Source organism: Ochrobactrum sp. XJ1, from assembly GCF_024701725.1.
GTDB lineage: Bacteria > Pseudomonadota > Alphaproteobacteria > Rhizobiales > Rhizobiaceae > Brucella > Brucella anthropi.
In genome coordinates, this window is the sequence record NZ_VDGD01000005.1 from 186,713 (window position 1) to 210,438 (window position 23,726).

The following is a 23,726-nucleotide window of genomic DNA, read 5'->3' on the forward strand; positions in this document are numbered from 1 at the left end:
TTACTAGGCCCATTCCGGCACGCGGGTTGCTGATTCTCGCAGGATCAGTTCGACCGGCCATAATTCATGGATGTCGGTTGCCGCGCGTCCGTCGAGTATGTCCATCAGGAGATCGGCACAACGTTTTCCAGCAGCGCGCATCGACGAGCGGGTTGCGGTCAGGGACGGCACCATATTGTCGGCGCTCAGGAACGAGATGACATCGTCATGGGCGATGACGGAAATATCCTTGCCGATAGTCAGGCCGAAAGAGCGCGCGGCCCGGTATATGCCAAGCGCAGTCATCATAGAGCCGGCAACAAACGCGGTCGGGCGCGGATCGCGCTCCAGAAGTTTGCGCGCGAGACGATAACCGATCTCGTCCGTGAAGTCGCCGTGCTCGACAAGTTCCGGATCGAAGGCGATGCCTCTGCTTTCGAGAGCGTTCCGGTAGCCTTCGTCGCGATGAAGCGAAAAGGTGAAGCCGTAGCGACCGTTTATCATCGCAATGCGACGGTGGCCGAGGTCGAGCAGATGGGCAGTCGAACGGTAAACCGCGCCTTCATTGTCGATGTCGAGCCATGCATGCGGAATATCGGTTTCAGACCGTCCGTGCACGAGGAATGGCATGCCCAGTTCGTGCAGCATGCGGATGCGCTCATCATTGGGCTTTGGAGATGTCACGATGATGGCATCGACGCGATGGCTGGTGGCCAGACGTCGGCAAAGCTGCACTTCGTCGTCGGTGCCGTTGTTTGCAATCGGGCTGACGAGAATATCGACTTCATCCTGACTGAGCCGTTCTGCCATGCCGCGCATGAACTCGGCGAAATGAAACTCGCTGTTGCGGCCCATCACGACGCCGATTGCACCGGCACGCCCGGTAACCAGTCTGACCGCGTTGACGTTAGGCCGGTAACCGAGACGTACAGCCTCGTCCATGACCCGCTTGCGCGTGCTTTCCGCCACTTCGGGATAGCCGCTCAACGCCCGGCTGACGGTCGTGGCTGAGAGGCCGAGATGTTTGGCGAATTCACGGAGCTTCATTTGGCTTTCGAATTATTCAGGCAGGCAAGGCAGCGGATTATAGCCGCTTCCTTGCGATTAACAATTGGTCGGTTGAGTTCTTTGAACTGCTGCAACATATAGGGTGCACGAAAACCAAACCGATTTCAAGTTTGTTTCAGTTTTCGCTTTGTGATGTTTGGGAAGCTAAGGTTCCAGACCGACAATCAACAATGAAACGGAACGGTAAGATATTGAAATATCGCTGTTTCATGGTTGGTGTTGGATGAAGTGAAGCATGGTGCAGAATCTGCGGCTTGACAGAAATGCGGTCCTCTGCAACCTTTTCGTCATCCAAACCGTTTTCGATTTTATCAAACCGCTTACAGAATGGATGGGAGGAGGGAACAATGAAGGCTTTTCAGGGTGTGCTCGCGGCCTGCGTGGCATTTGGTATGGCGACAGTGAGCGCTCATGCGGTGGAGATTTCCATCGCAGCCAATTCAACGGGCAATAACATCAAGTTTCTGCAGGAGCAGATCGTCAAGTTCGAGAAGGATACCGGCAACAAGGTCAACATCGTCTCGATGCCATCGTCAAGCAGCGAGCAGTTCAGCCAGTATCGTCTGTGGCTTGCAGCCGGTAACGCCGATATCGACGTTTACCAGACGGATGTAGTCTGGGCGCCGCAGCTGTCCGAACAGTTTGTTGATCTGACGGAAGCCACCAAGGATGTCACGGGCGCGCATTTCCCGTCCATTATCGCGTCGCAGACCGTGAATGGAAAGCTGGTTGCGTTGCCATTCTATACTGATGCTCCGGCACTTTTCTATCGCAAGGATCTCCTCGAAAAATACAACAAGCAGGTTCCCAAGACCTGGGACGAGATGACGGCGACTGCCAAGGAAATCATGGACAAGGAGCGGGCCGAGGGAAAGTCCGATCTCTGGGGTTTCGTGTTTCAGGGCAATGCCTATGAGGGCCTGACCTGTAATGCGCTTGAATGGGTAAAGTCGTCGGGTGGCGGCCAGATCGTCGAAGCCGACGGTACGATTTCCATCAACAATGAAAAGGCTGCGGCAGCGATCGATCGCGCCAAGGGCTGGATCGGTTCGATATCGCCGCAGGGCGCACTCGCCTATCAGGAAGAGGAATCGCGTGGCGTCTGGCAGACCGGCAATGCCGTCTTCATGCGCAACTGGCCTTATGCCTATGCGCTTGGCAACAGTGCCGATAGCGGCGTGAAAGGCAAGTTCGACGTTGCGCCATTGCCTGCCGGTGCGGAGGGTGACGCGCCATCCTCGACGCTTGGCGGCTGGAATCTTGCCGTTTCCAAATATTCCACCAAGCAGGATGCTGCCATCGCGCTGGTGAAATATCTGGCTTCGCCGGAAGTGCAGAAGGTGCAGGCGGTCCAGATTTCGCGCCTGCCAACCATTGAAGCGCTTTACGACGACAAGGATATCATTGCAGCGCAGCCTTTCATGGCAAACTGGAAGCCGATCTTCCAGAATGCAGTGCCGCGCCCGTCGGCTGCGACAAAGGTGAAATACAACGAAGTGTCGTCGAAATTCTGGACTGCCGTGCACAAGACGCTCTCGGGCAGCGGTACGGCTGCGGAGAATCTCGAAATGCTTGAGGTCGAGCTGACTGAGCTGGAAGGCTCCGGCTGGTAGGGACCGATCAAGCCGCGTCCGGGTTGTCCTCCCAAGCCCCCGAAAAGGGCAGCCCGGACGCTCCAGTTTCTCTGAGCAGGACCAAGAGTGGGATCATGACGGAGACTTCTCTCGATATCTCGGGGAGCTCGGCAACAACAAGCCGGGTTCACTCCGATCTGCGCGCGCAACGTATCCGGTCGGCATGGGTGTTTCTCGCACCAACACTGATCGTGCTGGCGCTGGTGGCTGGCTGGCCGCTGCTGCGGACCATCTATTTCAGTTTCACCAATGCATCGCTGACGAGCCTCGGTACGGCGGAATTCGTTGGCTTTAACAATTATCTGTCCTGGGTGACGCTCAAGAGCGGTCGTACCGTTTATCGCGGTCTTCTGGCTGATCCCGCCTGGTGGGGTGCGGTCTGGAACACGATCCGGTTCACTATTCTGTCAGTCAGCCTTGAAACGATTTTTGGATTGATCGTCGCTCTGGTGCTGAATGCGAATTTCCGGGGGCGTGGGCTCGTGCGCGCCGCAATCCTGATCCCGTGGGCAATCCCGACGATTGTTTCAGCCAAGATGTGGGGCTGGATGCTCAACGACCAGTTCGGCATCCTCAATCATATCCTGCTCAATCTGGGCCTCATCAGCCAGAAGATCGCCTGGACGGCCAATCCCGACACCGCGATGGTCGCGATCCTGATTGTTGATGTCTGGAAGACGACGCCCTTCATGGCGCTGCTTATTCTGGCCGGTTTGCAAATGGTGCCATCCGACATTTACGAAGCGGCCAAGATCGATGGCGTGCATCCGGTCAAGGTGTTCTGGCGGGTAACGCTGCCGCTGATCCGTCCGGCGCTGATGGTGGCGATCATCTTCCGTATGCTGGATGCCTTGCGCATCTTCGACCTGATCTATGTGCTGACGCCGAATAATGCGCAGACCAAGACCATGTCGGTTTTCGCCCGCGAAAATCTCTTCGATTTCGACAAATTCGCCTATGGTGCGGCAGCATCGACAATGTTGTTCCTCATCATTGCGGCTATCACCGTGCTCTACATGTTCTTCGGACGCGTCAATGTCGGCAGCAGGGGGGAATAGCATGATGCACTATGTGAAAACCCTCAGCTTCTATCTGCTGGTGGCGCTCATCATTTTGATCGCGGTGTTCCCGTTCTATTATGCGATCATCACCAGTCTCAAATCCGGGACGGCGCTGTTTCAGGTCGATTACTGGCCAAGCAGTTTCTCGCTCGACAATTATGCCGGTGTTCTCACGCAGGGCAGCTTCCTACGCAGTCTTGGTAATTCACTGCTGGTGGCGACCGTTGTAGTGGCAATCTCGCTGTTGCTGGCGGTGACAGCTGCCTATGCGCTGGCGCGTGTGAGTTTTCGCGGACGGGGCTTGTTGCTTCTCACCATTCTTTCGGTGTCCATGTTTCCGCAGATCGCCGTTCTGGCGGGTCTGTTCGAGCTGATCCGTTTTCTCGGTATCTTCAACACGCCGCTGGCGCTGATCTTCTCCTATATGATCTTCACGCTGCCGTTTACGGTCTGGGTCCTCACCACCTTCATGCGTGACCTGCCAATCGAGATTGAGGAAGCGGCCATCGTGGATGGCGCATCGCCGTGGGTGATTATCACGCGTGTTTTCATGCCACTGATGTGGCCGGCGCTGGTGACAACCGGATTACTCGCTTTCATCTCGGCATGGAACGAGTTCCTGTTCGCGCTCACCTTCACCTCTTCGGGCAGCCAGCGCACCGTGCCTGTGGCTATCGCGCTTCTGTCCGGCAGCAGTCAGTTTGAAATCCCCTGGGGCAACATCATGGCGGCTTCCGTCATCGTGACGGTTCCCCTCGTCATCCTCGTGCTCATCTTCCAGCGGCGGATCGTGTCCGGTCTGACGGCAGGCGGCGTAAAGGGTTAGGTACAACCATGGCAGAACTTCAGTTGCGCGATGTGCGCAAGTCTTTCGGTAACTTCGAGGTCATCAAGGGCGTGGATATGGATATCCGACCCGGCGAGTTCATGGTCTTCGTTGGTCCATCCGGTTGCGGAAAGTCCACGCTGTTGCGCCTCATTGCAGGCTTGGAGGAAATCTCTTCAGGTGATCTGTCCATCGACGGAACGGTGGTTAACAGCTTCGCACCTTCGAAGCGCGGCATCGCCATGGTGTTCCAGTCCTATGCGCTTTATCCGCATATGACAGTCTACGAGAACATGGCCTTCGGCATGCAGCTCGCGGGCAAGAGCAAGGATGAGTGCAAGAGCCGCATTCACAAGGCTGCGGAGATGCTGCAGCTGACGCCTTATCTCGAGCGCCTGCCACGCCAGCTTTCCGGTGGGCAGCGGCAGCGTGTCGCGATTGGTCGTGCCATCGTGCGCGATCCGAAAGTGTTCCTCTTCGATGAACCCTTGTCCAACCTTGATGCGGCACTACGTGTGGCTACAAGGCTTGAGATCGCCAAGCTCCACCAGAGCATGGAAGACACCACCATGATCTATGTGACGCACGATCAGGTGGAGGCGATGACGCTGGCCGACCGCATCTGTGTGCTGCGCGACGGACGCGTGGAGCAGATCGGAACGCCGCTCGAGCTTTACGAAAAGCCAAATTCGCTTTTCGTCGCCGGGTTCATCGGATCACCGAAGATGAATTTCCTGACCGGCAGATATAGTGAGCCTTTTGGCGCGCATACGGTGGGTTTGCGTCCCGAACATCTCGCTATCGTACACGAAAATGGTCACTGGACCGGTCAGGTAATCCATACCGAAATTCTCGGTTCCGATACCTATGTCTATATCGATCTCGGCCTGGAGGAACCGCTGGTGGTCCGCGAAAGCGACGTGGCAGCGCGTAAATCAGGTGAGACGCTTTCGGTTTCCCTGATGGGTGAAAACATTCATCGTTTCGATGAAAAGGGCCGCGCCGTCTGACGCTGACCTCCCAAGCTTAATGACACATGAGACAAATGGGTTGTGATGCCCGCAGCAAGGAGAATACTCGTGCCTATTCGTACCATCGTCTGGGGTGAAAACATTCACGAGCAGATCAATGAAACAGTGCGTTCGGTTTATCCGGATGGCATGCACAACACTATCGCCAGGGCGCTGAGCGAGGATAGCGCCATCGAAGCGACGACTGCCACCTTGCAGGAACCGGAGCACGGCTTGACTGAAGAGCGTCTCGCCAAGACCGACGTGCTCGTTTGGTGGGGCCACAAGGATCATGGTGGCGTCAGTGACGAGGTTGTGGAACGCGTCGCGAAGCGCGTTTTCGAAGGCATGGGGCTGATCGTGCTCCATTCCGGACATTTCTCCAAAATATTCAAGCGTCTGATGGGAACGCCCTGTGCGCTCAAATGGCGTGAAGCGGGCGAGCGCGAGCGGCTCTGGGTGGTCAATCGCGGCCATCCGATCACACAGGGGCTGGACGAGAACTTTGTGCTTGAGAACGAGGAAATGTACGGTGAACAGTTTTCCGTGCCGGAACCGCTCGAAACCGTTTTCATCTCGTGGTTTGCGGGCGGTGAAGTCTTCCGCTCCGGCATGACCTGGCGGCGCGGTGCGGGCAATGTGTTCTATTTCCGCCCCGGTCATGAAACCTACCCAACCTATCATGATGCGAATGTGCAGACGGTTCTGCGCAACTCGGTCAAATGGGCCTACAATCCGCAACCGGCATGGACGGGCATTCACACCGCGCCGAATGTTCCAGTCGACAAGGCACCAGAGCCGATTGTCGAGCGTGGGCCTAAACTGCACAAGCCGGGCGAAGCCGGTTATCGTTGAGGTGCATGATGCGTCTTCTTATTCTGGGAACAGGCGGCATGGCGAAGAACCATGCCGAAGCCTTCAAGGCCATCGAGGGCGTCGAGGTGGTTGCCGCATGTGACGTTTCGGCGGAGCGTGTCGATGGCTTCTCTGAAAATCACGACATCCACAACCGCTTCACGCGGCTTGAGGATGCGCTGGAGTGGGGCCGTTTCGATGCAGTTGCCAATGTCACGCCGGATGCCATTCATCATCCGACCACACTTGCGCTGGTGGGCGCGGGAAAGCATGTCTTCTGCGAAAAACCGCTTGCAGAAAGCTACGAAAAAGCCGCTGAAATGGCGGATGCTGCCGAGCAGGCCAATGTCATCAACATGGTCAATCTGACCTATCGCAATGTCGCGCCCCTGCAAAAGGCGCGCGACATGGTGATGGCGGGTGAGATCGGCCAGGTGCGCCATTTCGAGGCGTCCTATCTGCAAAGCTGGCTGGTCTCGAAGACATGGGGCGACTGGAAAACCGAAAGCAAATGGCTCTGGCGCCTTTCGACCAAGCATGGTTCGAACGGTGTTCTGGGCGATGTCGGCATCCATATTCTCGACTTTTCCAGCTATGCTATCGGCAGCGATGTGGCGCGGGCCTCGGCACGTCTCAAGACATTTGAAAAGGCGGATAACAACCATATCGGTGAGTATGTGCTCGATGCGAATGACAGCTTCGTCATGATGGCGGAATATGCCAATGGCGCGCTGGGTGTCATTCACGCCAGCCGTTGGGCGACGGGGCACCTGAACGAGTTGCGGCTGCGGATCCATGGCGACAAGGGTGCGCTGGAAATTCTCCACACACCTACAGGCTCAAGCCTGCGCGGTTCCATCGGCGAGGACATTGAAACGCCAGTCTGGCGGGACATCGATGCGGGAACGGTGGAGACGAACTATCAGCGCTTTGCGCGTGCTGTGGCCGATGGTGCGGAACTGGAACCGAGTTTCCGTCACGCCGCCAATCTGCAACGGGTTCTCGATCATGCGATGACAGTGGATCGACCGTTGCCTGAAGTCGTGAGTGGATAAAAACCAGAAGCCCTCCCGGTAGGACGGGGAGGGCTATCGGTCAGTTGTCTTTGGTAAAAGTGTTGTCTACTTCACCACGGAAGAAGTCACGGCCATATATCAAAAGGCAGAGGACGACACCGGTCGCAAAAGCCCAGGCCGCACCGCGAGTGGCAAGAACCGCACCGACCACGCCGGCAATGCCAAGATCGCGTTGGGAACGTGCTTCGAGAATGCCGACGCGAACCGAAACATATCCCTGAATAAGCAAGGTGAGGGCGAGTGCGACGCCAAGGATCGGCTGCACCAGAGTGACGATCGGCATCAGAAACAAGCCGGTATTGGTGCCCCAGCGAAATGAGCCTGCGCCACCAAAGATCGAATGCATGGCCTTCTTTCCTTGCGAAAAACGCTCGGTGATGACGACGTGCATAGCCGACCAGAGCGGGCCGCACATGCATACATCCGGTCCAAGAACACTCATTGCAGCATTGCGTCCGCCAAAAATGAGATGCGCCCGGTCGGGGTTGTAGTCCACTTTTTCATCAGGACGCGCTTCATCGGCTTCCTTCAGAATGGCGCGGCTTTGCAGGACATCGCCGAACACGACGATATAGGCCGCAAGCATTGTCGGGATTGCGCTGAGGAACATCGAAAGCGGCGGCAAGCCGAGGCCGAAAACCGTATATTCGCGCCATAGCGTGGTGAAATCCGGACTTGTGATCGACCATTCAAGCTTTGGCCACTGTGCTTCACCGAAGAGGGGGGCGATAACGACAGCGAGCAGAATAATCGGGAACACACCAAGCTTTCCGACAATGGCAAGCACCGGATTACTGTTCTTGATACGCGCAAAATGGCGAGAGAAGATGACGTAGAAGCCGAGGCCAACAGCAATGGTGATCGTGAACGGGAACGTATCGAAACGTCCGCCCAGCTGGAAAACCGATATCACGGCGGCAAATCCCGCGCCGACAATGATACCTGCCTTGATGGCGGCGGGAATAAGCTGCACCACCCGATGCGCCATGCCCGTCGCGCCGATAAAGATCGAGAATATGCCGAGCATCATCTGGAATGCGACCAGAGCGTGAACGCGTTCGGGACCTTCGGCGAATGTGGAGCAATAGGCCATCAGAAGCGGGATGGCAGGCGTGATCCAGCCCGGAACAACGGGGTCACCCAGAAGATGATGTGCAAGATAGAACAAGCCGTTCAGCACGACCACAGCAAGGGCGACCTCGAAAGGCATCCCAAGAAGTTCAGTCATGAGCGGGATGGCGGACAGATCCACTGCGCACATCAGCAGCCCTTGAAAATAATCGGGCCATTCGAATTTGTAGTGAACGAAAGGCAGGCGAATTTTGAATGGTCCGGCAGGCCAATAGGGCTGCTCCTGACCGTCGATACGTTCAGTGCTCAATTTATTCTCCAAAGACACAGAGACAAACTGCGGAGAAGCGGCTGTCAGCTCGCTTCTCCGGTGTCCGGTCCGTCAGGTCGTTATGTTTGATCAGAAAGCTTCGCGATAAAGCGCCAGAGCGTCGGCCTCGGTCACATCGACCGGGTTGTTACCCAGAAGCCGTGTTTGCAGCATCGCGTCGCGCGCGAGCATTTCGAGGCTTTCTTCCGTCACGCCGACATCACGCAGGCGGCGCGGTGCGCCGGACTTGTTCATCAGCTCTTCCATATAGGTGACGAATGCCGCAGAACGCTCTTCCGTCGTGCCTTCGGATTTCTCCAGCAGCAGATCGCCAAGCTCTGCATAGAGCTTGGCCGCGCCCGCCATGTTGTAACGCAGCACAGGCCCCAGCATCAGCGCATTGGAAAGGCCATGCGGTACATGGTAGTGGCCGCCGAGCGGATAAGCCAACGCGTGAACAGCGCCGACGGGCGAGTTGGAGAAAGCCTGACCGGCATAATTCGCGCCGAGTAGCATGGCCTCACGGGCATGACGATCATTGCCGTTTTCGCAAGCGGCGATCAGATTGGCCGAAAGAAGCTTCAGCGCTTCGCGTGCAAATGCGTCGGACAGCGGGTTCTTCTTGATCCGGCTTGTATAGGCCTCGATTGCGTGGACCATGGCGTCGATGCCGGTTGCGGCTGTATGCAGGGCAGGCAGACCGCAGGTCAGTTCTGCGTCGAGAATAACGAAATCGGCGTAGAGCTGACGGGCAACGACGCCCATCTTCGTGGTTTCACCGGTCGTCAGAATGGTGATGTTCGTGACTTCAGATCCGGTTCCAGCTGTGGTCGGGATTTGGATCAGCGGAAGACGGCTGCCCTGCACCTTGCCGATACCATACAGTTCGGAAAGCTCCTGTTCGGAGACAAGCAGCACTGCTGCGAGCTTGGCGATATCCATGGACGAACCGCCGCCCAAACCGAGTACGATGTCGCAACCAGCGGTCTTTGCTTGCTCGACGCAGGCAAACAGCACGGATTCCGGCGGATCGGCCACCACGTCATCGAAAACGCTGATACCGAAACCAGCTTTCTCCAAAGAAGCCAGTGCACGGTCGAGAACGCCTGCCTTGTGCAGGCCTTTGTCCGTCACGATCAGAATATTGCGTTCGGAAAACCGTTCGCCGAGGATTTCGCCGAGGCGCTTCGCGGCGCTCCATTCGACGAGCATCGAACCGATGGTGTCGAACGAAAATGGCTTGATCTCTGTTGTCATCATTCCACCCTTATCACATTCACCAGCGCCGAGGTCTCTCATTTCCTCACCGGCACACAACGCTGGGCTTATCCCGGACCTGCTTCTGTCTTGGGAAGGAAGCGTATCCGTAATTCTCCGATGCAGCCGATGCACCGATGGCTTTGAAAGAAGGCCTTGGGAGAAACCTTCGATCGTTCAATATATTGAACGATGTTCAAAGCCTAAAGATCGATACATGATGGAAAGGCGGACTGTCAATTTCTCCCTTCGACTAAGACGCTGAAATCCATGTTGGAAAGCTCATCCGTGCACGCCTCGGAGCGATAAGCGATTGAAAATATTGTCGTTCTTGGCGAGTGTCATCAGGCTGTTCTGTGAATATTTCACTCGAAATAACTTGCGGGGCTTCGTCCGAGGCTGCGCTTGAACGTTGCGGCGAAAGCGCTTGCGCTTTGGTATCCGCAATCCAGCGCCACGGTCACGACAGGCACGCCTGCGGCAAGCGCAGGCAATGCAGCAAGCAAGCGGGCCTGCTGCCGCCAGCGACCGTAGGTCATGCCGGTTTCACGCTCGAAATGACGCATGAAACTGCGCCTGCTCATTCCCGCCCGCGAGGCGGCAGCATCGAGCGATAACTCCGTATCGGGTTCCGCTTGCAGCGTCTGGCAAAGGGTGCGGAGCCGGTGATCCGATGGCACGGAAAGACTGAGGGGTTCGGCGGGCAGAAAAGTGAGTTCCTCCAACAGCAATTCGCAGACACGTTGAGCGAAGGGAGTAGCTGGCCGGCCCTGCAATTCCACAAGACGCAGGATCAGTTCGCGCAGCAAGGAAGAAACTTCCACCACGCCGCAGGATGAGGGGAGGGATCGAGCGGCATCCGGGTGGATAAAGATCGTACGAAACTGAACAGGTCCGTGGCTGCGGGTTGCGTGCTCCACCATCGGTGGCACCCACACGGCGCGATTGGGAGGAACGACCCAGCTCCCGTTTTCGGTTGCAACGGTTACCACGCCGGACCGCGCATAGATCAATTGCGCATCGCGGTGACGGTGCGGCGGCCCTGTAAAGGATGCATCGTCCTGCGCGATGGCGGATATGGCGAGTGCAAGGGGCGCCGGATGATTCAGTGACATGGATTGACCCTTTTACGCTCAAGAATGGCCTTAAAGCGCAGGAATGCCAATATCCATTCACATATGATGGAGTGGAGAAGCCATTTTTAAGAGAGCCCCGCAGTGTCCGCTTGCGCCAGCCACAAGACACTTGTTTCAACGGATTTGAACGCTCCGGCTGGCGGCGCACGCCTGGCTTTTTCGCTTCTTCTCCTTCGACCTACCGGCGACCGTTGGGCCTGATGGCATCCCGGCGGTCGTAACCTGCCGTCAATCCCCTTTCCCAATTGTCGCAGCTGCTGCTCCGCAGCCGAAGGAACTATTGTCATGATGCAAAACCCGGATAGCAAATACCGTCCTTTCATATCTCCGATCGAATTGCCGGATCGCCAGTGGCCGAACCGACGGCTGACGCAGCCGCCGCGCTGGGTCTCGACGGACCTGCGCGACGGCAATCAGGCGCTCGCCGACCCGATGGACGGCGAGAAGAAAATGCGTTTCTATCGCATGCTTCTGGAAATCGGTTTCAAGGAAATCGAGGTTGCGTTTCCTTCCGCTTCGCAGACGGAGTTCAACTTTGTTCGTCGGCTGATCGAAGAGGAACTCATACCCGACGATGTGACCATTCAGGTGCTCACTCAGTCGCGCGCTGACCTCATCGCGCGCACTTTCGAATCCCTGCGCGGTGCCCGTCGGGCCATCGTTCATCTTTATAATGCAACCGCGCCGCTGTTTCGTCGCGTGGTGTTCAATATGGAAAAGGAGGAGATCATCGATCTGGCTGTCAGTGGGGTAACTGCCATGCTGGAAGAAAGCCGGAAACAACCAGAGACACGCTGGACTTTCGAATATTCGCCGGAAACCTTCTGCTTTACCGAGCCTGATTTCGCGCTGGAAATCTGCGAACGTGTTCTGGATGTCTGGCAGCCAACGCCCGAAGATAAGGCGATCCTCAACCTGCCGGCTACGGTAGAAGTGGCAATGCCGAATGTCTATGCGGACCAGATCGAATGGTTCTGCCGCAACCTGTCGCGCCGCGACAGCGTCATTATAAGCGTGCATCCGCACAATGACCGGGGGACGGCAGTGGCTGCTACGGAACAGGCCTTGCTGGCAGGCGCTGATCGTGTCGAGGGTTGCCTGTTCGGCAATGGCGAGCGCACTGGCAATGTCGATCTCGTTACGCTGGCGCTCAATTTCTATACGCAGGGCATCGACCCAAAGCTTTATTTCCCGGAGATGCGCTCCGTCGTGCGAACGGTCGAACATTGCAATGACTTGCCGGTTCATCCGCGCCACCCCTATGTTGGCGAACTGGTCCATACAGCTTTTTCCGGCTCGCATCAGGATGCGATCCGCAAGGGTTTTGCCGCGCATCAAAGCCGCAATGACGGCATATGGGAAATGCCCTATCTGCCCATTGATCCGAAAGATATCGGTGAAAGCTATGAAGCCGTCATCCGCGTAAACAGCCAGTCGGGCAAGGGCGGCGTAGCATGGGTGCTGGAGCAGGACCGGGGGCTGAAACTGCCGCGCCCGCTGCAAATCGATTTCAGCCGTCGCGTGCAGGCATTCGCCGACGATACCGGCAAGGAAACGACCGCGGAAATGATCTGGTCGCTGTTCCACGATGTCTATCATCTGGAAGAGAATGCTGATTTTGAGCTGCTGAACTACAAGGAAAGCAGGCCCGCACGGAGCGGAGAGGCGCGTGTCTTCGCCGGGCGCATTCGGCATCGCGGGCAGGAAATCGCCATAACCGGGCACGGCAATGGTTTGATATCAAGTGCGGTCTCGGCATTGCAGGCCGGTTGCGATATCGATCTGGAAATCGTCGACTATCACGAACATTCATTGAAAAAGGGCACCTACGCGCAGGCTGCGGCTTATATCGAATGCCGTACGCATGATGGACGGAAAGTTTTCGGCGTCGGGATCGACGACGATATCGCAACCGCATCGATACGGGCTGTGTTGAGCGCTGCTGCGAATTTTTCCACGAGCGTTGTCTAAAAATGAGGAAGCAGACGAGATTTGCTCTTGACCTCAACCAAGGTTGAGGAACTAGAGAAGCATGGCCGATCATCTGGAGTATCGTCCATGCGCTTGTCGCTTCTTTTTGTTCCCCTTGCTTTTTCCAATGTCCTTCTTGTTTCGACAACTGCCTCTGGTGAAGGGGCAGATGCTGCGGCGGGAGAAAAACTCTTCAAGCGATGCTCCGTCTGCCACACGGCGGATGCCGACGAAAGCAAACGCGGCCCATCACTGAAAGGCGTGGTGGGCCGCAAGGCCGCCTCCTATCCGGGCTATCCCTATTCGGATGCGATGCGCAAGGCGGCTGCTGAGGGGTTGGTCTGGAACGACGAGGAATTGAAGGCTTTTCTCAGGAAGCCGCAGGCCATGGTGAAAGGCACCTGGATGGCTTTTGCCGGACTGACCAGGGAGAAAGACCTCGAAAACATGATCGCCTATCTGAAACAGCATTCCGAATAGCTGTTTGGAAACGATATGGCCGAACGGACATCCCGACGTGAGGCCATGGCCGGTCGGAAGCGCTGCGGGGCGTTTCCGACCGGCGCTATCAGGGACAGAAGCCGAAGGTTGCCTGAGATGATGAACAGAAACGTGCTGCATATAGACCGCGACGCAATCGGCGCCGTTTCGAAGCGAGAGTTCGCGGATGCGATGTCGCGGATGGCCGCAACAGTGTCCGTGCTGACCTCATGCGATGCCGGTGAAGCCCACGGTCGCACGGTGACAGCGGTGTTGTCGCTTTCCGCCGAGCCGCCCATGGTTTTGGTTTCGGTGAAAAGCGACAGCGCGCTGGCAACGGCGATCCTTTCTGATGGCGGCTTCTCGCTCGCCATGCTCGCGGAAGGGCAGGAGATGATCGGCGATGCCTTCGCGGGAAAGGTTCCCCCCGCGCAGAGATTTCTCATTGGTGTGTGGGGCGAATGGCCGTCTGGGAGACCGCGTCTTTTCGGGGCTTCGGCTGCCATTGACTGCGAACTGGCGGGCAACGTTCCAATGGCGGATCACACGCTTTTTGCCGGGCTGGTAACGAATACCGATCTGCCGCTGCATTCGCGCCCGTTGCTATGGGCACGCCGCAATTATCGCGCGTTGAGACATGATGCGGATTTATGACGCGTCTTGCAATTGTGCGGGGCTGCGGCCTACACATTCGGCATGATCGAGTTTGACGATATGGAACATTCAGGTCTCAAGAAAAGCCTGACGGTTGGTGACGTTTCCCGGCGCGCCGGCGTGGCGGTATCTACGGTCCATTTCTATGAAACCAAGGGGCTCATCGAGGGCTGGCGCACAGAGGGCAACCAGCGCCGCTATCACCGTGCCGTGCTGCGCCGCATCGCCATTATCAAGATCGCGCAACGTGCGGGCATCCCGCTTGCGATCATTCGTGAAGCGCTGGAAGACCTTCCCCACGACCACGTACCGACGGCAGAGGACTGGAGACGTTTTTCGGAAGCCTGGAAAGACATGCTTCAGGAACGCATCGACAGTCTGATGCAGCTTCGTGACCAGATTACGAGTTGCATCGGCTGCGGTTGTCTCTCGCTGTCCGAATGCCCGTTGCGAAATCCGGATGACATCCTCGGTCAGCAAGGCGCCGGTCCCAGAAGATTGATGGTCAAGCCCGGCAATCTTATCTGACTTCCCTGCATCTGAGGCGAACCTGTCCGACGCTGCTGCGCTCATTCGCAGCGGCAATCTTGCGGCGTTCCATGCCACATTTCGCACCGGTCAAAAGCCTTCGTTTCCAGTGGAAATAGCCTATTGACCTCAACCAAAGTTGAGGTCCTATAAACCCGTCGGCAACAATTCAGTTCACGGAGGCCGACAGTGCAAAGTTCGATCGAAGAAACAACACCAGCGGGGATTGCGGGACATGCGCCTGCTGGCTGGGGGGAGCTTCTAAGGGGTAAAAATGGTCTCTATGCCCTGGCTTTGGCCGGAGGGGTCACTCTCCATGCGGTCAATATGTATATCGCGACTACAGTCATGCCGAGCGTGGTGCAGGACATTGGCGGCATGGATTTCTATGCCTGGGCGACGACCTTGTTCGTCGTTGCCTCCATTCTAGGGGCTGCGCTCACCGCGCGGCTGCTGAAAAGTGCCGGTCCAAGAGGCGCTTATGTCGTGGCGACCCTGCTGTTCGCAGCAGGCACACTGATCTCGTCTCTGGCCATCAACATGCCGGTCATGCTGGCGGGGCGGAGCGTGCAAGGCCTCGGTGGCGGATTTCTTTACGCGCTCGCCTATGGTCTCACCCGTGTCGTTTTGCCGGAGCGCCTGTGGGGCCGGGCCATCGGTCTTATTTCCGCTATGTTCGGCGTGGCCACGCTGATCGGGCCGGCGATTGGCGGCATCTTTGCCGAATATGGCGCATGGCGCGCCGCTTTCTGGTCATTGCTGCCGGTATCGGGTCTTTTCGCTGTGGTGGCATTCGCGACTTTGCCACGCTCGAGCTGGGATAAAAACGAGCGTGTTTCCATTCCGATTCTTCAACTCATCCTCTTGACCGGCGCTGTCCTTGCGGTTTCAGCGGGGAGCCTGTCACAGGAAACGCTATGGAAGGTCGTCGGTTTGGGTGTGGCGATGTTCATGATCGCCATCATCACATTCGTGGAGCGCGACGCCAAGGCACGTCTCCTGCCGCGCCGCTCGTTCAGCCTGTCGACGCCGCTCGGGACTCTTTACCTTACGATCGCGCTTTTGATGCTCAGCATGCAGCCCGAAATATACGTGCCTTATCTGCTGCAGCACTTGCATGGCCAGTCTCCGCTCTGGGCAGGATATCTGGCGGCACTTATGGCAATCGGCTGGACGGTGGCATCCTTCCTCAGTTCCAGATGGCAGGAGAAGGGGGGCGACAAGCTTGTCGTTGCCGGACCTGTTCTGGCGCTCGCCGGTCTTGTCCTGCTCGCCATATTTCTCCCGATCCATGGCAACGGCAACTGGTTGCTGCTCGCGCCCGTCTGCCTTGGGCTCATCCTGATCGGTTTCGGGATCGGTCTTGCATGGCCAAGCCTCGTTACCCGCGTCTATCAGAGCGCTCCGTCCACCGAGCAGGATCTCGCAGCGGGTGGAATGACGACCGTACAACTCTTCGCCATAGCCTTCGGGACGGCTTGCGCGGGGATGATTGCCAATTTTGCCGGCATTGCCGTGCCGGGAGGTGTGGAGGGCGCGGCAAATGCCTCGCTCTGGCTGTCGGTGATATTCGCACTCGCGCCAGCAGTTGCCGTGGCGGTCGCATTCAAGGTTATCCGTATCACCGGCGGAAAGGGTTGACCAATGCCGCGTTTCATCGCCAACGTCCTCGATTCCCATGCCAGCCTTTTGCTGGCGCGGGTGGTCCTTACCTTCATTTTCTGGTCGAGTGGGTTGGCCAAGCTCTTCAACTTCGGCGCCAATGCTGCGGAAATGGAAAGCTTTGGTCTTCATCCGGGCTGGCTGTTCAACAGCGCAACCCTGCTTTTGCAGATTGTCGGATCGCTGATGATCATCTTCAATCGCGGAATCTGGTTGGCTTGTGGTGCTCTTGCCGTCTTTACGAGCCTGACCATTCCTGTTGCCCACCCGTTCTGGGCAAAGGAAGGAGAAGAAGCTTTCCGGGATATGACGGTGGCGCTGGAGCACATATCGCTGATCGGTGGTCTCGCTCTTGCTGCTATTCTATCGCGCAAGGTCTAAACCACTGGACGCATTGATTGCCCTGCCTGTACCTTGCCTGTCGTCGGATCGATAGGCAGGGGAGGGCCGGGCATGGACGTGACGATCATAACAGGAGCATCGGATGGTATCGGCGCTGAAACCGCGCGGCAAATCGCCCGGCATGACCGTGCCAATGCTGCTCTGGTGCTTGCTGCGCGCAATGTTGAAAAGCTGGAAAATTTGGCCACAGAGTTGCGGCAACTGGGCAGTTCGGTTCTCGTGGTACCAACCGATGTGAAAGATCGTACAGCCTGTATCGATCTTATTAATAAAGCCGTTTCCGCTTTCGGTCGTATCGACACTTTGATCGTGAATGCAGGCATGTCGGCCCACGCCAATTTTGCTGAGATCAAACCAGATGATCTCAACTGGATGCATGATCTGATGGAGTTGAATTACTGGGGTAGCATCTGGCCCATTCATGCAGCACTTCCGTATCTTGCCGCTAGCAAGGGACGGATCGTGGCTGTGTCTTCTGTTGCCGGATTGATCGGTGTGCCGGGGCGCACTGCCTATAGCGGAACGAAGTTCGCTCTTTCGGGTTTCTGCGAGGCGCTTCGCGCGGAACTGGAACCAAGCGGCATATCCATTACCATCGTCTATCCGGGCGTTGTCAAAACCGACATTCGCAAGGTGGGTTACAGCGCAAGCGGCGGCGCGCTGGGAACAAGTGGTGTGCGCGAAGATGACATGATGCCCGTCGAGGAAGCTGTGCGGCTGATGCTGGAAGGCGTGCAGGCTCGCAAGCGTGAAGTGTTGATGACCCGCCAGATGCGATTTGGGCGCTGGTTGAAACTGATTGCCCCCGCAATGGTGGATCGCATGGCCCTCAAGGCCATCAAGCCGGAGTTCAGACCGAAACCGATTAAGCCAGCTGGGTAAAGAACGCTTCGTTCATTCTAAGCTTTACGGCCAACTATCTGTTGACGAGTTTTTAACTTCGACTACTATATATAGTGTTCTAGGTTCTTTCGATTCGTTGGATCGAAAGCTAAGACGGGAATCCGGTGCGTTTCATCCATGATGGATGCGGCAATGCCGGAGCTGCCCCCGCAACTGTAAGAGGAGAGTTCTGTCCATCACGTCACTGGCTTTGGCTGGGAAGGCGGACAGAATGTTGATCCGTGAGCCAGGAGACCTGCCTTGAACGAGTACGTCCACGGGCGGGGTGTCCGGTTGGCGCGCAATCTTGTGTGGTAAATCGTTGCCTTACGGGTTGCTGCCCCGAACTTCCCGCTCATAGCTTCGGGGTGAAGTCCATGTCCAGTTTATTCAGTTTCGGTTCCGATCCTCCCTTCGAGGCATAGTTTGTGTGGTCAGGCTGCTTGTTCGTGCGGCTGGCCGATCCCGTATCTCATGTCTTTCGACGCGCATTTTGCGATGCGCGAACGGCTCTTTGCGTCTCCTATCGAGAGTATTCCAGTTTAAACCGGACCGTTGGGAATACTCTATCTCTTTGTTTTTACGCATGTCTTAACCCCAAAACCGGTTCCCGCTTTTGGGAGACATGCTCCAGTGAGGAAAAAATGAACGTCACCGTTTACAGCAAACCCGCCTGCGTCCAGTGCACGGCCACCACGCGCGCCCTCGACCGCCAGGGTATCGAATATGAAGTCATCGATATCTCTGCCGATGCCAATGCTTTCCATCTCGTTCAAGACATGGGTTATCGCCAGGTGCCGGTGGTTGTGGCAGGTGAATCCCATTGGGCGGGCTTCCGGCCCGATATGATCAGCACTCTCGCCTGAGGGCTATGGTCACATGAGCCTGATCGTCTATTTCTCCAGCCGGTCGGAAAATACACACCGGTTTGTCGAGCGGCTTGGAATGCGGTCGAACCGTATCCCGATGGACGGTTCAGGCGGATTGCAGGTGCGCGAGCCATTCGTGATCGTGACGCCCACATATGGTGGCGGCGGCTCCAAGGGCGCTGTCCCCAAGCCTGTGATCCGCTTTCTCAACGATGAGAGCAACCGCTCTTTCATCCGCGGCGTGATTGCCGCGGGAAACAGCAATTTCGGCGAGGCTTTCTGTATCGCCGGCAACATTATCTCCGCCAAATGTCAGGTTCCCTATCTCTACCGCTTCGAGCTTCTGGGAACCGATGAGGACATTGGCAATGTCAAAAACGGGATGGAACGATTTTGGACACGGCAGACACGACCTTGATCCGAGAGCGCGAGGCACAGCCAGTGGCGCAGGATGCGCCTCAAGCTGTAACTTCCAACAGCAGTAAACCGTCAAAATCTTTGGATGGGCTGGATTATCACGCGCTCAACGCGATGCTGAACCTTTACGATGACGAGGGAAAAATTCAGCTTGACCGCGACCGGCAGGCTGCGCGCCAATATTTCCTCCAGCACGTGAACCAGAACACGGTCTTTTTCCATAACTTGCGGGAAAAGATCGATTATCTGGTGACCGAAGGCTATTACGAGCAAGAGGTACTGGATCAGTATTCCTTCAATTTCGTGCGCGATCTTTTCGACGAAGCCTATGCGAAGAAATTCCGGTTTCCGACCTTTCTCGGCGCGTTCAAATATTACACCAGCTATACGCTGAAAACCTTCGATGGAAAGCGCTATCTGGAGCGCTATGAAGACCGTGTCTGCATGGTAGCGCTGACGCTGGCGCGCGGCAATGAACAGCTGGCACGCAATCTGATGAAGGAGATCATTGCAGGCCGCTACCAGCCTGCGACGCCGACTTTCCTCAATGCAGGCAAGAAGCAGCGCGGCGAGCTCGTTTCCTGTTTTCTGCTGCGGGTTGAAGACAATATGGAGTCCATCGGGCGCTCGATCAATTCGGCGTTGCAATTGTCGAAGCGGGGCGGCGGGGTGGCCTTGAGCCTTACCAATATTCGCGAGGCGGGCGCACCTATCAAGCAGATTCAGAACCAATCATCCGGTATCATTCCGGTGATGAAGCTTCTTGAGGATTCCTTTTCCTACGCCAATCAGCTGGGTGCGCGACAAGGAGCGGGTGCTGTTTACTTGCACGCCCATCACCCGGATATCATGCGCTTTCTGGATACGAAGCGCGAAAACGCCGACGAGAAAATCCGCATTAAAACCTTGTCGCTTGGTGTGGTCATTCCAGACATTACCTTCGAACTCGCAAAGAATAACGAGGATATGTACCTCTTCTCGCCCTATGATGTGGAGCGGGTTTACGGCGTGCCACTGACCGAGATTTCAGTTACCGAAAAATATCGGGAAATGGTCGACGATGCGCGTATTGCCAAGAAGAAGATCAATGCACGCGAGTTCTTTCAGGTGCTGGCGGAAATCCAGTTCGAGTCCGGTTATCCCTATATCATGTTCGAGGACACGGTGAACCGCGCCAATCCGATTGACGGGCGCATCACCATGAGCAATCTCTGTTCGGAAATCCTCCAGGTGAGTGAGGCGAGCATCTTCGGCGAAGACCTTTCCTATGATCATCTCGGCAAGGATATTTCGTGCAATCTGGGTTCGCTCAACATTGCATCGGCAATGGACTCCTCCGATTTCGGCAAGACCATCGAAACCTCCATCCGCGCTCTGACAGCAGTTTCCGATATGAGCCAAATCGGTTCCGTGCCGTCGGTCGCCCGAGGTAATGATGAAAGCCATGCCATCGGTCTCGGCCAGATGAATCTGCATGGTTATCTCGCCCGCGAGCGGATTTATTACGGCTCGGAGGAGGGCGTCGATTTCACGAATATCTATTTCTATACGGTTACCTATCACGCGATCCGCGCATCGAACCTGATTGCAGTGGAAACGGGCAAGTCCTTTAAAGGTTTCGAGAAATCCAAATACGCAACAGGTGAATATTTCGACAAATATACCGAGCAGCTTTGGGAACCGGCGACGGAAAAGGTTCGAGAAATTTTCGAAAAGGCTGGCACTGCGATTCCGACGCAGGATGACTGGCGCGATCTGAAAAATGCGGTGATGGAGGGCGGGCTTTATAACCAGAACCTTCAGGCCGTGCCGCCGACAGGCTCGATTTCCTACATCAATCATTCGACGTCCTCGATTCATCCGATCGTGTCGAAGATTGAGATCCGCAAGGAGGGCAAGATCGGTCGCGTCTACTATCCGGCAGCGTTCATGACCAATGACAATCTCGATTACTATCAGGACGCCTATGAGATCGGGCCGGAAAAGATCATCGACACTTACGCGGCAGCAACACAGCACGTCGATCAGGGCCTATCTTTGACATTGTTCTTCCGCGATACCGCAACGACACGCGATATCAACCGCGCACAGATCTACGCGTGGAAGAAGGGCATCAAGACCATCTACTACATTCGCCTGCGCCAGATGGCGCTCTCCGGCACGGAAGTGCAGGGTTGCGTTTCCTGCGCCCTCTGACCACTGGTGATGACCAATGAATATTCAAGTGAAAACCAAGAACCCGAAACCCGCCGCAGTGCGTGCGATCAACTGGAACCGGATCGAAGATGAGAAAGACCTTGAGGTCTGGAACCGTCTGACCGGCAATTTCTGGCTGCCGGAAAAGGTGCCGCTTTCGAACGATATTCAGTCGTGGGAAACGCTGAAACCGCAGGAAAAGCAACTGACGATCCGCGTTTTCACCGGGCTGACACTTCTCGATACGATCCAGAACGCAGTCGGTGCCGTGAAGCTGATGGATGATGCAGCGACGCCGCATGAAGAAGCGGTGCTGTCCAACATCTCCTTCATGGAAGCGGTTCATGCACGATCCTATTCGTCGATATTCTCGACTTTGTGCCTGACGCCGGATGTTGACGATGCCTATCGTTGGTCCGAGGAAAACGAATTCCTGCAGCGCAAGTCCGTTCTGATCCTGGACCAGTATCGCGCGGATGATCCGCTGAAAAGGAAAATCGCCAGCGTTTTCCTGGAGAGCTTTCTGTTCTATTCCGGCTTCTATCTGCCCATGTACTGGTCGAGCCGGGCAAAGCTGACCAATACAGCCGATCTTATCCGGCTCATCATCCGTGATGAGGCTGTGCATGGCTATTACATCGGTTACAAATTCCAGCGCGGACTGGAACGCTTGAACGAAGAGCAGAAGCAGGCAATCAAGGATTTTGCCTTCGAACTTCTTCTGGAACTTTACGACAATGAGGTTCGCTACACGGAAGCGCTATATGATGGCGTTGGCCTAACTGAAGACGTCAAGAAATTCCTGCATTACAACGCCAACAAGGCTCTCATGAACCTCGGCTATGAGGCACTCTTCCCGGCTGAAGCGTGCAAGGTCAACCCGGCGATCCTGTCCGCTCTTTCGCCGAATGCAGACGAAAACCACGACTTTTTCTCCGGTTCCGGCTCTTCTTACGTCATCGGCAAGGCGGTCGCGACTGAGGATGAAGACTGGAGTTTCTGATGGCATCTCGGCGCCGCGTAACACCGGTGCCGAAGTTTTCTGTTCTGGAGATGACGTTGACGTTGCGGTCTTGTTTTGCGACACATGAATGATGCAGACCGCCATCACAATCGATCAGGACTATCTCGTAACACGGCTCAAGGCGCTTCTCGCCATACCGAGTCCGACCGGGTTTACCGACGAAGCCGTGCGTTATGTTGCGCGCGAGCTGGAGCATCTGGGACTTGAGGTTATGCTGACGCGCCGGGGGGCTATTCGCGCGCGCAGGGTGGGCCTGACGGAGAGACCGGCGCGCGGGATCGTATCGCACGTCGATACGCTCGGCGCGCAGGTAAAATATCTGAAGGAAAACGGACGGCTGGAACTGGTTTCCATCGGTAACTGGTCAGCGCGTTTCGCTGAAGGTGCCCGCGTTTCCATCTTTTCGTCCAAAGGAATTTATCGCGGTTCGATCCTGCCGTTGAAAGCTTCCGGCCATACATTCAATGACGAAGTCGATACGCAGCCGGTCGGCTGGCCTTATGTCGAACTCCGCGTCGATGCGCTCGCCCGAAATCGTGATGATCTGCTGCAGCTCGGTATCGATGTCGGTGACATAGTTGCTGTCGATCCCGCGCCCGAATTCATCGATAATGGCTTTATCGTCTCGCGTCACCTTGATGACAAGGCAGGCGTTGCAATCATGCTTGCGGCCCTCGAAGCGATGCAGAGAGCCAATGTGGAAACGCCGGTCGATAGCTATTGGCTGTTCACCATCGGCGAGGAAGTTGGAGTGGGTGCCTCTGCGGTCGTTGTGCCGGATATTGCCTCGCTGGTCGCCATCGATAATGGCACGACTGCGCCGGGCCAGAATTCATCGGAATTCGGCGTCACGCTTGCCATGGCGGACCAGACCGGACCGTTCGATTACCATCTGACGAAGAAACTTTACGAGCTTTGCGGAGAGCATGACATTCAGGTCCAGAAGGATGTGTTCCGTTATTACCGTTCTGATGCCGCGTCTGCGGTTGAGGCCGGGCATGATGTGCGTACGGCTTTGCTGACCTTCGGTGTCGATGCCTCGCATGGTTATGAGCGCATTCATCTAAGCGCTCTGACTTCCATTGCAAAACTTGCAGTTCATTATGCAATGAGCGAAGTCGAGATCAAACGCGATGCCGAGGAAACCGCCAAGGGCCTCAAGGGTTTCACGCATCAGAAATCGACCAAGGCAGAGCAGGATTTGAGACCCGAGGATACGCCTGCGGAATAGGCTCTGAACTTTCTGAAATCGCGAGCGGGCTCAGGCCCGCTTTTTTGTCTCGCAAAAATTAATTATGATAATTCATTGATGATAGTTGATTTATGCCTATAAATTAGAGTCTGACGGATTTGACAAA

22 protein-coding genes and 1 riboswitch are annotated in these 23,726 nt (G+C 56.2%); of the genes, 18 read left to right on the top strand and 4 right to left on the bottom strand.

Annotated features, from left to right (window positions below):
• Positions 1 to 3: 3 nt before the first annotated feature.
• Positions 4 to 1,026, bottom strand: coding sequence for a substrate-binding domain-containing protein (locus FG152_RS10625; protein WP_029928076.1), 1,023 nt, complete (start codon positions 1,024 to 1,026; stop codon positions 4 to 6).
• Positions 1,027 to 1,394: 368 nt separating this feature from the next.
• Between FG152_RS10625 and FG152_RS10630 the strand changes: the two genes are divergently transcribed.
• The 6 genes from FG152_RS10630 to FG152_RS10655 all read left to right on the top strand — a co-directional run bounded on the left by FG152_RS10630 (position 1,395) and on the right by FG152_RS10655 (position 7,488).
• Positions 1,395 to 2,660 carry an ABC transporter substrate-binding protein gene (locus FG152_RS10630; protein WP_036587160.1) on the top strand — a complete coding sequence of 422 codons (1,266 nt, stop codon included), beginning with the start codon at positions 1,395 to 1,397 and terminating at the stop codon, positions 2,658 to 2,660.
• A gap of 95 nt (positions 2,661 to 2,755) precedes the next feature.
• Entirely contained in the window at positions 2,756 to 3,739 is a 984-nt protein-coding gene (locus FG152_RS10635) for a carbohydrate ABC transporter permease (protein WP_029928074.1), read from the top strand.
• Between the two features lies 1 nt (position 3,740).
• The gene (locus FG152_RS10640) at positions 3,741 to 4,568 is read left to right on the top strand and encodes a carbohydrate ABC transporter permease (protein WP_011982680.1); all 828 of its coding nucleotides are present in this window, start codon (positions 3,741 to 3,743) and stop codon (positions 4,566 to 4,568) included.
• A gap of 8 nt (positions 4,569 to 4,576) precedes the next feature.
• Positions 4,577 to 5,578: an ABC transporter ATP-binding protein gene (locus FG152_RS10645; RefSeq protein ID WP_036579401.1), complete on the top strand. Its 1,002-nt coding sequence runs from the start codon at positions 4,577 to 4,579 to the stop codon at positions 5,576 to 5,578.
• Between the two features lie 69 nt (positions 5,579 to 5,647).
• The gene (locus FG152_RS10650; RefSeq protein WP_036579398.1) at positions 5,648 to 6,433 is read left to right on the top strand and encodes a ThuA domain-containing protein; all 786 of its coding nucleotides are present in this window, start codon (positions 5,648 to 5,650) and stop codon (positions 6,431 to 6,433) included.
• An 8-nt stretch (positions 6,434 to 6,441) separates the two neighbouring features.
• Positions 6,442 to 7,488, top strand: a complete 1,047-nt coding sequence (locus FG152_RS10655) for a Gfo/Idh/MocA family protein (protein WP_036587161.1) — start codon at positions 6,442 to 6,444, stop codon at positions 7,486 to 7,488.
• Between the two features lie 40 nt (positions 7,489 to 7,528).
• On the opposite strand, the gene FG152_RS10660 is transcribed toward FG152_RS10655, so the two are convergent.
• The 3 genes from FG152_RS10660 to FG152_RS10670 all read right to left on the bottom strand — a co-directional run bounded on the left by FG152_RS10660 (position 7,529) and on the right by FG152_RS10670 (position 11,262).
• Positions 7,529 to 8,890 (bottom strand): hypothetical protein, encoded by a 1,362-nt coding sequence (locus FG152_RS10660; protein WP_036579387.1) that lies wholly within the window; start codon positions 8,888 to 8,890, stop codon positions 7,529 to 7,531.
• Between the two features lie 90 nt (positions 8,891 to 8,980).
• The gene (locus FG152_RS10665) at positions 8,981 to 10,150 is read right to left on the bottom strand and encodes an iron-containing alcohol dehydrogenase (protein WP_036587163.1); all 1,170 of its coding nucleotides are present in this window, start codon (positions 10,148 to 10,150) and stop codon (positions 8,981 to 8,983) included.
• A gap of 362 nt (positions 10,151 to 10,512) precedes the next feature.
• Complete coding sequence (locus tag FG152_RS10670; RefSeq protein WP_010660908.1) at positions 10,513 to 11,262, bottom strand: AraC family transcriptional regulator; 750 nt, start codon at positions 11,260 to 11,262, stop codon at positions 10,513 to 10,515.
• 306 nt (positions 11,263 to 11,568) lie between these two features.
• On the opposite strand from FG152_RS10670, the gene leuA reads away from it, so the two are divergent.
• The 12 genes from leuA to FG152_RS10730 all read left to right on the top strand — a co-directional run bounded on the left by leuA (position 11,569) and on the right by FG152_RS10730 (position 23,599).
• A complete protein-coding gene (gene leuA, locus FG152_RS10675; protein ID WP_029928064.1) occupies positions 11,569 to 13,254 on the top strand; it encodes a 2-isopropylmalate synthase in 1,686 nt (561 codons plus the stop codon).
• An 87-nt stretch (positions 13,255 to 13,341) separates the two neighbouring features.
• A complete protein-coding gene (locus tag FG152_RS10680; protein ID WP_036587165.1) occupies positions 13,342 to 13,734 on the top strand; it encodes a c-type cytochrome in 393 nt (130 codons plus the stop codon).
• 117 nt (positions 13,735 to 13,851) lie between these two features.
• Complete coding sequence (locus tag FG152_RS10685) at positions 13,852 to 14,388, top strand: flavin reductase family protein (protein WP_029928060.1); 537 nt, start codon at positions 13,852 to 13,854, stop codon at positions 14,386 to 14,388.
• A gap of 60 nt (positions 14,389 to 14,448) precedes the next feature.
• Positions 14,449 to 14,916, top strand: a complete 468-nt coding sequence (gene soxR / locus FG152_RS10690; RefSeq protein ID WP_029376206.1) for a redox-sensitive transcriptional activator SoxR — start codon at positions 14,449 to 14,451, stop codon at positions 14,914 to 14,916.
• Positions 14,917 to 15,105: 189 nt separating this feature from the next.
• Complete coding sequence (locus FG152_RS10695; protein ID WP_029928058.1) at positions 15,106 to 16,557, top strand: MFS transporter; 1,452 nt, start codon at positions 15,106 to 15,108, stop codon at positions 16,555 to 16,557.
• Positions 16,558 to 16,560: 3 nt separating this feature from the next.
• On the top strand, positions 16,561 to 16,959 hold the full coding sequence (locus FG152_RS10700) for a DoxX family protein (RefSeq protein ID WP_036587167.1): 399 nt from the start codon (positions 16,561 to 16,563) through the stop codon (positions 16,957 to 16,959).
• Between the two features lie 72 nt (positions 16,960 to 17,031).
• Positions 17,032 to 17,862 (top strand): SDR family oxidoreductase, encoded by an 831-nt coding sequence (locus FG152_RS10705; protein WP_036579370.1) that lies wholly within the window; start codon positions 17,032 to 17,034, stop codon positions 17,860 to 17,862.
• Positions 17,863 to 17,926: 64 nt separating this feature from the next.
• A riboswitch (cobalamin riboswitch) is annotated at positions 17,927 to 18,140 on the top strand.
• A 366-nt stretch (positions 18,141 to 18,506) separates the two neighbouring features.
• On the top strand, positions 18,507 to 18,728 hold the full coding sequence (gene nrdH, locus FG152_RS10710; protein ID WP_036579367.1) for a glutaredoxin-like protein NrdH: 222 nt from the start codon (positions 18,507 to 18,509) through the stop codon (positions 18,726 to 18,728).
• Positions 18,729 to 18,741: 13 nt separating this feature from the next.
• Entirely contained in the window at positions 18,742 to 19,149 is a 408-nt protein-coding gene (nrdI, locus tag FG152_RS10715; protein WP_011982689.1) for a class Ib ribonucleoside-diphosphate reductase assembly flavoprotein NrdI, read from the top strand.
• On the top strand, positions 19,125 to 21,344 hold the full coding sequence (gene nrdE / locus FG152_RS10720) for a class 1b ribonucleoside-diphosphate reductase subunit alpha (protein ID WP_080641663.1): 2,220 nt from the start codon (positions 19,125 to 19,127) through the stop codon (positions 21,342 to 21,344). The genes nrdI and nrdE overlap by 25 nt, the downstream gene beginning before the upstream one ends.
• Before the next feature lie 16 nt (positions 21,345 to 21,360).
• Positions 21,361 to 22,347 carry a class 1b ribonucleoside-diphosphate reductase subunit beta gene (gene nrdF, locus FG152_RS10725; RefSeq protein ID WP_011982691.1) on the top strand — a complete coding sequence of 329 codons (987 nt, stop codon included), beginning with the start codon at positions 21,361 to 21,363 and terminating at the stop codon, positions 22,345 to 22,347.
• Positions 22,348 to 22,438: 91 nt separating this feature from the next.
• Positions 22,439 to 23,599: an osmoprotectant NAGGN system M42 family peptidase gene (locus tag FG152_RS10730; RefSeq protein ID WP_029928050.1), complete on the top strand. Its 1,161-nt coding sequence runs from the start codon at positions 22,439 to 22,441 to the stop codon at positions 23,597 to 23,599.
• Positions 23,600 to 23,726: the final 127 nt, after the last annotated feature.